The organism is Saccharomonospora iraqiensis subsp. iraqiensis (genome assembly GCF_000430445.1).
Lineage (GTDB): Bacteria > Actinomycetota > Actinomycetes > Mycobacteriales > Pseudonocardiaceae > Saccharomonospora > Saccharomonospora iraqiensis.
This window is the reverse complement of record NZ_KE387069.1, coordinates 28345-37098: the sequence shown is the minus strand read 5'-3', so window position 1 is coordinate 37098 and position 8754 is coordinate 28345. Positions and strand designations below refer to the sequence as shown.

The following is an 8754-nucleotide window of genomic DNA, read 5'->3' as shown; positions in this document are numbered from 1 at the left end:
CGCGGCAGCTCGGCGAACCCACCACCCCGGCCCGGCGGGAGGGCGACTTCCGCAACACGCACCCGGCGCCGCTGCGGACCGCCCCGTGGGACGAGCCGACGCGGATCTGGCACGACGCCCTGCCGGACGGCACGAGCCCGGGCACCGGCACCCTGACCACCGGGTGGTACCCGGTTCCCGCCGACGGCGGCACGCACGTCACCCTCCCGGTCGCCGGCGCCCCGGAGGGGCAGGTGATCGAGGCCCAGTTCGGCACCGTGGACGACGGCACGCCCCGGGTCACCGACACGCACCCGCTGCCCGCCGACGAACGGCTGTCGGACGCGTGGCAGCAGCTGTCCGTGGCGCTGCCGGACGAGCGGCCGGAGCTGGTGCGGTTCGTCGTCTCCGACGTCGTCACCGGGGCCGACACCTGGCTCGCGGTCGCCGAGCCGAAACTGACCGGGATGCGGCCGGTGGGCGAGCTGCTCGCGGGCCGGACGGTGTTCGCCGACCAGGTCTCGGCGGCGGTGTGGCCGTGTGTGGACCAGGCGCGGATCGAACACGGCATCACCGACACGCCCACCGTCTATCTCGCCGCGGACGAGGCGATCAAGCCGGGCATCCTGAACAACCCGTTCTTCGCGGAGTGGGGTGGGGCGTGGACCGGGACCGCGCAGGTGTGGGACCGGACGAAGGTGCCCGCGGAGCTGCGGCCCACCCCGCCGCCGCGGCTGCCGTGGGGCCAGGTGTTCGAGGTGCGCTATCCCTATCCGACCGACCGGTACGACCTGCGGGTCGACCGGGTCGAACGGGGTGGCCTCGAACGACTCCCCCGCTGGAGCCGGTGAGCCCGGACGGGCCCCGTCGTCGGTGGGCCGCTCGTCGGCGGCCCGGTCGTCAGCGCACGATCCGGGTCGCCGACGACGACGTCTTCGCCACGAACTTCTCCAGCGGCCCCTGCCCGTACCAGGAGCGCCAGACGGCGGCGAACACGACGGAGCCGACGATGAACAGCAGGGCGTTGGTCGCCGAGTAGTCCGGCTCACCGCCCCAGAGCAGCTGCATCACGACGAGGTGCCCGACGTAGCAGGTCAACGACATCGCGCCGACCGAGCCGAGCGCCCGCAGCCCCCGCACCGACGTGTGCTGCAACAGGAGACAGCCGCCGATGACGGCCAGCGACAGCCCCGTGCTCCCCGCGCCGGTGAACGGGGTGCCGTTGTGGGCGTGCGAGAGCAGCAGCCAGGCGGGAGTGTCGGTGGGCGGCGTGCCGTGCACCTTGAACAGGCTCAGGTGCAGGAAGCGGTCGACCTCGATCCCGGCGGCCTCGGCGTGCGGCGCCAGCGACGCGTGAATCCGCTCGATGCCGCCGAGCACGTGCAGCGCCACCCACGACGACCCGTAGGCCACGGCGGCGAGCGCGAGGCCACCGAGGCCGAGCAGCTTCGCGACCCCGCGCGAGGTGAGGTCGAGGCGACCGATCGCCATACCGGCCAGGACGAACCCGATCCAGACGAAGGTCGGGAACACCCCGGTCAGCAGCAGCGTGGTGACCAGGTCGCCGACGCCGGTCAACTGCTCCGGACGGATGTCCTCCAGCGGCGTCTCGATCAGGTCCTTCGGGAAGTAGGCGCGCCGGATCAGCCAGGACACCACCGGGGCGGCCACGATCACCACGGCCGACAGGACCGCCAGGCTCGGTGCCCGCAGCCGCAGGAACGGCAGGGAGAGCAGGAAGAACCCGCCGTAGTAACCGAGGATGATCCACACCGGCACGATGAACACCTGGTTCATCACCAGCCCGAGCGCCAGCATCAGCACGGCCCGGGAGCCGATGCGGACCAGTGCCTTGCGCCAGCCGAGCCCGGTCGCCGGTTCCCGGCCACCGGACATGATCGCGATGGAGATCCCGGCGAGCACGGCGAACAGCACCGCCGCCCGCCCGTGGAACGGCAGGAACATCCAGGACTGCGGGTGGCCGTAGTTGGTGGGTCCGACGTGCGAGGCGAACATGCCCAGGATCGCCACGGCCCGGGCGACGTCGATGCCGAGCAGCCGCGCGGTGGAACCACCGGCCCGCGCCTTGCCGCCCTCCGGCGGTGTGGACGCGGTGTCGGCACCCGCCCGTCCACTCCGGGCGGGCGGGTCGTCGGCCGGGTTCGTCCGAATCGTCCCCCCGGTCGCTGTGCCCGATCCAGTAGCCTGCTCGCTCTCCGCGCTCACGGCCCCACCAATCCTGGACTCCCTCTTTCGGGGCAGGAGCATAGTGGTCACGGAACGGCATACCTTGGACTACCCCAGTGCGCCGTGGCCCTGGTGGAGCCACACTTCGACGCACATCGACGGTGATCTCCGCGTGAAATCGCACGGAGTGTGCGCTACGGCGAGTGGTGGGGTTCCCCCCGAGTGGTCGCACTGGTGCGTGTGCCGGTGACGTGGTTGAGTGGTGGTGATCACCGGTGTCGCCGTGTGCCGGAGGAGGCGTTCGTGGGCAGCGCGTACATCGTGGGGACGTTCGACACCAAGGGCGACGAGCTGCGCTACGTCGCCGGGTTGGTGGGGGCCACCGGGGTCGCGGTCCGCACCGTCGACCTGTCCACGACGGGTGAGCCCGCCGACGACGTCGACGTTCCCGCCGCGGAGGTCGCGGCCTGGCACCCGGACGGGGCCGGGGCAGTGTTCACCGGCGACCGGGGCAGTGCGGTCGCGGCGATGACCGAAGCGTTCGCGCGGTTCCTGCCTGCCCGCGGCGACGTCGACGGGGTGCTCGGGCTCGGCGGCTCCGGCGGCACGGCGCTGGTGACGCCCGCGCTGCGGGCGCTGCCGGTCGGCGTCCCGAAGTTCATGGTGTCGACCATGGCGGCGGGGGACGTGGGTTCCTACGTCGGCGCGAGCGACATCGCGATGCTGCACTCGGTCACCGACGTCGCGGGGCTGAACCGGATCTCCCGCCGCGTGCTCGGCAACGCCGCGCACGCCCTCGCGGGCGCGTGCGCGCACCCGGTGGCGGTCACCGACGAACGGCCCGCCGTCGGGCTGACGATGTTCGGCGTCACCACCCCGTGCGTCGACGCCGTGACCGCACGGCTCGGCGACGACCACGACTGCCTCGTGTTCCACGCGACCGGCACGGGCGGCGCGGCGATGGAGAAACTCGTCGACGACGGACACCTCGCCGCCGTGCTGGACATCTCCACCACCGAGGTCTGCGACCTCGTCGCGGGCGGTGTCCTCGCCGCCGGGGAGGACCGGCTGGACGCCGTCGCCCGCACCGGCGTCCCCTACGTCGGCTCCTGCGGCGCGCTGGACATGGTCAACTTCGGCCCGCCGGACACCGTGCCGCAGCACTACGCCGACCGGCTGTTCTACCCGCACAACCCGCAGGTCACGCTCATGCGCACCACCGCCGACGAGGCACGCGCGATCGGCGTGTTCCTGGCGCGCAAGCTCAACGCCTGCGCCGGTCCCGTCCGGTTCCTGCTGCCCGAGGGCGGCGTGTCGGCGCTGGACGCGCCCGGACAGCCGTTCCACGATCCGGAGGTGGACGCCGTGCTGTTCGACACCCTCGAACGCGAGGTCGAGCAGACCCCGGACCGGCGGGTGATCCGCTCACCGCGGCACCTCAACGACCCCGGATTCGCCGAGGAGCTGTTGGCGGCGTTCGACGACGTGACGAGGAGGTAGCGTGCCCAGGATCGACAGGCGCGAGCTGCTGGAGAGCTTCCACGAGCGGGCCGCGCGCGGCGAGCCGATCGTCGGCGGCGGCGCGGGCACCGGACTGTCCGCGAAGTGCGAGGAAGAGGGCGGGATCGACCTCATCGTCCTCTACAACTCGGGCCGTTTCCGGATGGCCGGCCGCGGGTCGCTGGCCGGTCTGCTGGCCTACGGCAACGCCAACGACATCGTCGTCGAGATGGCCGACGAGGTGCTGCCCGTCGTCCGGCACACCCCGGTGCTCGCCGGGGTGAACGCCACCGACCCGTTCCTGGACACCGACCGCTTCCTGCGCCGCCTGACCGACCTGGGCTTCTCCGGCGTGCAGAACTTCCCCACCGTCGGTCTCATCGACGGCACGTTCCGCACGAACCTCGAAGAGACCGGCATGGGCTACGCGCACGAGGTGGACATGGTCGCCGCCGCGCGCCGGGCGGATCTGCTCACCACGCCGTACGTGTTCTCCGCCGACGACGCCCGCGCGATGGCCGGGGCCGGTGCGGACATCCTCGTCTGTCACATGGGCCTGACCACCGGCGGCACGATCGGCGCGGAGACCGCGAAGACACTCGACGACTGTGTCGCCGCGATCGACGAGTGGTCCGCCGCGGCCCGCGAGGTCCGCGACGACGTGCTGGTGCTGTGCCACGGCGGCCCGATCGCCACCCCGGAGGACGCCTCCTACGTCCTGGCGCGCACCGAGCGCTGCCACGGCTTCTACGGCGCCAGCAGCATGGAGCGGCTGCCCGTGGAACAGGCGCTCACCGCCCGCACCCGCGAGTTCAAGGCGTTGTCGACCACGAAGGAGAAGTAGATGCCCCGGCCCTACGCGAGCGGAATCGTGCCCGGCGACGTCGAGCAGGTGTGGCGGCGTGTGCGCGACTTCAACAGCCTGGCCACCTGGCACCCGGCCATCACGCACAGCGAGATCGAGCCCGGCCCCGGCGCGGGCGAGGTCGGCGCCATCCGGCGGCTCACCCTGGCCGACGGCGGGGTCGTCCGCGAACAGCTGCTCACGCTGGACGACGTCGACCACAGCTACACCTACCGAATCCTCGAGAGCCCGTTTCCCATCCGCAGCTACGTCAGCACCATCCGGCTCGCCCCGGTCACCGCGACCGGCGACACCTTCGTCGAATGGTGGGCCGACTACGACGCGGACGCCGCCGACGAGGAGAAGCTGACCACCACCTTCGCCGACGGCGTCTACGCCACGGGCATCACCGGGCTGGCGAACGGCTGATCACGCTTCGCCATCGCGGGACCGAAGGGCGCTGGCTGACCGTCGAAGAGCTCATGGAGACGCTTGGACGATGTCCCTTCCGGTGGCGCGGGCGCAGTCGTGAATGGGGGTTACGAGGGCACCGTGAGCGATTCGCTACTGGAGGTGTACGACCTACACAAGCAATTCGGTGATCACACCGTACTCAATGGGGTGAGTCTCCGCGTCGACAAAGGCGAGATAGTCGCCCTGGTAGGCCCGAACCGTTCGGGAAAGTCCACACTTCTTTCGTGTATCGTCGGCGCCGACCATGCGGATCGCGGTAGCGTATGTTTCCGTGGCGAACAACTGAACGAGACGAGTTCGATGGTCCGTTCTTCGATCGCCGCCCTACTCGATGATCTCGACTTCTTCCCCGACCTGTCTGTTCTGGAGCATCTCCTGTTATATGCCTGGTCGCATGGTCAACCATCGGCGGAGGAGGTGGTCGAGAACATCATCGACGAGCTCGAGCTGACGTCTGCGAAGGAGCAGTTGCCGGCTACCCTCTCTTCGGGACAGAAGCACCGCCTGGGATTGGCGTCCTGCCTCGTGCGCCCCAGAGACATGATTCTCCTCGACGAGCCCGAGCAGCGTCTGGACCGAGTCGGCCGGCTGTGGCTCGCTCGACGACTGGAGTCCGAGCGCCGATCGGGCGTCGCCGTTGTCATGGCCACGCACGATCCGGCTCTGGTCGACAAGGTAGCCGACCGGGTGCTCGAGATCCCGCAGTGACGACGAGCGACAGGAGACGGGCGGCACCGGGAACGCCGTCTGCCACGGCCGTACTGCGCTGGGCGAGGCAGTTGCGCTCGTCCCGCCGCGCTCGGCGGGAGCGGGCTGTCGAGCTGTACGAGACCTTTCTCTACTTCGGCATGGCCCTGGGATTGCTCGCCGGCCTCCTGCGGACCGGTCACGATGGAGCAGCGATCCGTTCGACTCCACTCGCTCAGACGGAGGGCCTGGCCATGGCGCTGTCCGTGGTGGTGGTCGTACTCGTCGCCGTCTCGTCCCTGAAGGGGCTCGTCGCGTTCGGACCCATTTTCGCCTCACCGGCCGAACAACACTGGATCCTGAGCACGCCGGCCAGTCGACGATCTTTTCTGCTACCGAAGTTCTGGGCTACTCAGCTATTGGTCTCCGTTGCGGCTCCGGCAATACTCGGAACGCTCCTCCTGGTCGGCGGGCTCGATATTGTGATCGCTGTGACGAGCTCGCTGATGACCGGCTGGCTACTGGTCGGGCTCGCCGTCGTCGTTCAGTCGATCAGGATCTCGAGGACGCTCGTTCGTTCGATGACGAACTGTATCGCGCTGCTCGGTGTCCTGCTTCTTGCGGGGCTGGTCATCTTACGCCCATCACTCACGTTCTTTGGAGTCACCCATGCTTCTTCTGCCGCGACCCCGGCGGCACTCGGAGTGTGTGCGACGACGGTCAACATTCTGGCGTGGCTTCGTCTCGCGCACCTGGACCGGTCCGGTGTTTCCGAGGGTGCGGACCTGGCGCTCGCGACGCGCGTGTCCGCGACGTTCCTCGACAGCACGAGTGTGTCATCTCTGATGACCACCCGGTGGGCGCGTTCGGTCGGACGCGTCCGCTCGATGAGATTACGAGGACGTCGTTTCAATGTGCTCGTGAGCGCTGATTGGTTGCGGATTCACCGAAGGCGGGGGGCCGTGGCGGTATGGGCGGCCTTGTTACCTGTTCCCTATGCGGCACAGTTGTTCGGGCTGGGTGACTGGGTTGCTGTGGTCCAGCTCGTCGGCGCCTTCGTCGCCGCACATCAACTGACCGGAGGCCTGCGCCACGTGTGCCGGTCATTTGCCTTGCGTCACGCGATCGGAGGGACGGACAGGGAGATTCGGATCGCACATCTCGTCGTTCCTGCGCTGGGCGTGATCGTCTGGTGCGGTCTGACCGCACCGGCTCTTCCTGCAGGGGCTGAGCTCGCTGGTGCGGTATCGTCGGCAGGCGCGTTGCTGGCCTCGTATCGAGTGGCGACGAAGCCTCCGATGGAATACTATTCTCCCGCCCTCGACATCGGACTACTCGGAACACTGATTCCGGTCGGGCTCGTGATGCAACTGATGAGGGGGCCGCTACTGCTGATCCTGATCGGCTGGTTACAGATGTCGTTGATCAGTGCAGCCTGATGGCCGCCCTGTGATAGCACACGCAATCGCACGTGACCGTCAGCGTCTCCGGGACCCGAAGTTGCGCCGCGGACCATGCCACGTCGACCCCGCGCAGTCTCTGCGAACACGGCCGCACAGGCGGACCCGTTCTGGCAAGTAATCGGAAGAATCATTCGTGCGCCTCGCCGACAGGGAAGGACGGGCGTTATGGATGCCACACGGAGGCTCATGCCGATGACCTCAGCGGTGCGTCGGTGTCGACCGGTCCGGGTTGGACGTTGTTGAGGGTGATCCCGCGCGGTGCGAGTGCTCGGGTGAGGCCGCCAGCGCACCCTTGGTCAGTGCGGAGACCGACTGGTCGGGGAACGGCGTGCGGTCGGCGTTGCTGCTGCCGATGTTGATGATCCGCCCACCCTCGCCCAGGTGTGGAACAGGGACTCGCGGATCGTGAGCGAGGGCTTCACCGTCCACGCCGCGGCCGGTCCGGTGCCGAACGGAACAATCTCCACGCCTCGGTCGACCTCGCGCTGCACTCCGTCGCGGCGCTCTGCTCGTGAGCGAATACCCGTACGTTGCGACAAGTCGTGCCGGCCACGCTGCTCGTTTCTCCAGGAGTGGGCCGGGCGGGGCTCGAACCCGCGGCCAAGGGATTATGAGTCCCCTGCTCTGACCTCCTGAGCTACCGGCCCGTCGCCGAGGCGTCCGCGTGCGGGCACGCCCCGGCACTCCGCACTATAGCCCCCACCACACCTCCGCCCGCACGCGCCGTCACGAACCGCCACGCAGCGCCGACACCCCGTGCCGCGCCACGCTGCGCGACCTGACGGTGCGGAGTCGCCCACGCGACTTACCCTGACCCGGGACACACGAAAGGGTGACGCGGGTGAGCGAGGTCGGCGATCTGCTGGCGGGCCGGTACCGGCTGCGGCGGCACCTCGGCAGTGGCGCGATGGGCTCGGTGTGGCTGGCCGACGACGAGCGGCTGCAGCGGCAGGTCGCGGTCAAGGAGTTGCACGACCCCGGCACGGGCGGCAATCAGGCCGCCGCCGAGGAGGCCCGGCAGCGGGCCATGCGGGAGGGCCGCATCGCCGCGCGGCTGCACCATCCGAACGCGGTGGCGGTGCACGACGTCGCCGAGCACGCCGGATCACCGCTGCTGGTGATGGAGTACTTCCCGGCCACCGGGCTGTCCGACACGCTCGCCACGCAGGGTCCGCTGGCGCCGAGCGCGGCCGCGCACATCGGGAGTCAGGTGGCGGACGCGCTGGCCGCCGCGCACGCGGCCGGGATCGTGCACCGCGACATCAAGCCCGCGAACGTGCTGCTGGCGCCGGACGGCACCGCGAAACTCGTCGACTTCGGCATCGCGCATGCCCGGGGTGATCTCACGGTCACCCAGACCGGGCTGGTGGCGGGCACCCCGGCCTACCTGGCCCCGGAGGTCGCGCGGGGCCAGGACCCCTCCCCTGCCTCGGACGTGTTCTCCCTCGGCTCCCTGCTCTACGCCGCGGTGCAGGGCACGCCCCCGTTCGGGGACACCGCCGAGAACCAGATCGCCCTGCTGCAGCGGGTGGCCGCGGGCACGATGCCCGCGCCGGACCGGGCGGGGCCGCTCACCCCCGTGCTGTCCGCGATGCTCGCCGCCGACCCCGGGCAGCGGCC

The 8754-nt window shown here is 70.0% G+C and carries 9 protein-coding genes and 1 tRNA gene; 7 read left to right on the top strand and 3 right to left on the bottom strand.

Annotated elements, in window-relative coordinates:
• Window positions 1–830: arabinosyltransferase C-terminal domain-containing protein (locus ACTIR_RS22120; RefSeq protein WP_034238779.1), on the top strand; the 830-nt coding region annotated here is incomplete at its 5' end.
• A 49-nt stretch (window positions 831–879) separates the two neighbouring features.
• Here ACTIR_RS22120 and ACTIR_RS0106970 read toward each other — a convergent pair.
• Complete coding sequence (locus ACTIR_RS0106970) at window positions 880–2205, bottom strand: heparan-alpha-glucosaminide N-acetyltransferase domain-containing protein (RefSeq protein ID WP_034238776.1); 1326 nt, start codon at window positions 2203–2205, stop codon at window positions 880–882.
• A 264-nt stretch (window positions 2206–2469) separates the two neighbouring features.
• Here ACTIR_RS0106970 and ACTIR_RS0106965 point away from each other — a divergent pair, with 264 nt between their 5' ends.
• The 5 genes from ACTIR_RS0106965 to ACTIR_RS0106945 all read left to right on the top strand — a co-directional run bounded on the left by ACTIR_RS0106965 (window position 2470) and on the right by ACTIR_RS0106945 (window position 7110).
• Window positions 2470–3666 carry a Tm-1-like ATP-binding domain-containing protein gene (locus ACTIR_RS0106965; protein ID WP_026453720.1) on the top strand — a complete coding sequence of 399 codons (1197 nt, stop codon included), beginning with the start codon at window positions 2470–2472 and terminating at the stop codon, window positions 3664–3666.
• 1 nt (window position 3667) lies between these two features.
• Window positions 3668–4510, top strand: a complete 843-nt coding sequence (locus tag ACTIR_RS0106960) for a phosphoenolpyruvate hydrolase family protein (protein WP_026453719.1) — start codon at window positions 3668–3670, stop codon at window positions 4508–4510.
• Window positions 4511–4939: an SRPBCC family protein gene (locus tag ACTIR_RS0106955; protein ID WP_026453718.1), complete on the top strand. Its 429-nt coding sequence runs from the start codon at window positions 4511–4513 to the stop codon at window positions 4937–4939.
• A gap of 123 nt (window positions 4940–5062) precedes the next feature.
• Window positions 5063–5692: an ABC transporter ATP-binding protein gene (locus tag ACTIR_RS0106950; protein ID WP_026453717.1), complete on the top strand. Its 630-nt coding sequence runs from the start codon at window positions 5063–5065 to the stop codon at window positions 5690–5692.
• A 233-nt stretch (window positions 5693–5925) separates the two neighbouring features.
• Window positions 5926–7110, top strand: coding sequence for a DUF6297 family protein (locus tag ACTIR_RS0106945; protein ID WP_154663685.1), 1185 nt, complete (start codon window positions 5926–5928; stop codon window positions 7108–7110).
• A gap of 222 nt (window positions 7111–7332) precedes the next feature.
• Here ACTIR_RS0106945 and ACTIR_RS25270 read toward each other — a convergent pair whose 3' ends face one another.
• The gene (locus ACTIR_RS25270; RefSeq protein WP_199285580.1) at window positions 7333–7563 is read right to left on the bottom strand and encodes a hypothetical protein; all 231 of its coding nucleotides are present in this window, start codon (window positions 7561–7563) and stop codon (window positions 7333–7335) included.
• 144 nt (window positions 7564–7707) lie between these two features.
• A tRNA-Ile gene (locus tag ACTIR_RS0106940) sits at window positions 7708–7781 on the bottom strand.
• 194 nt (window positions 7782–7975) lie between these two features.
• Here ACTIR_RS0106940 and ACTIR_RS22115 point away from each other — a divergent pair.
• Window positions 7976–8754, top strand: a 779-nt coding sequence (locus ACTIR_RS22115) for a serine/threonine-protein kinase (protein WP_034238801.1), incomplete at its 3' end; no start/stop codon positions are given.

What these genes read in the sequence shown, in the direction of transcription:
- ACTIR_RS0106955 (WP_026453718.1), top strand. Translation starts at nt 4,511, where the DNA reads ATGCCCCGGCCCTACGCGAGCGGAATCGTGCCCGGCGACGTCGAGCAG.
- ACTIR_RS0106945 (WP_154663685.1), top strand. Translation starts at nt 5,926, where the DNA reads ATGGCGCTGTCCGTGGTGGTGGTCGTACTCGTCGCCGTCTCGTCCCTG.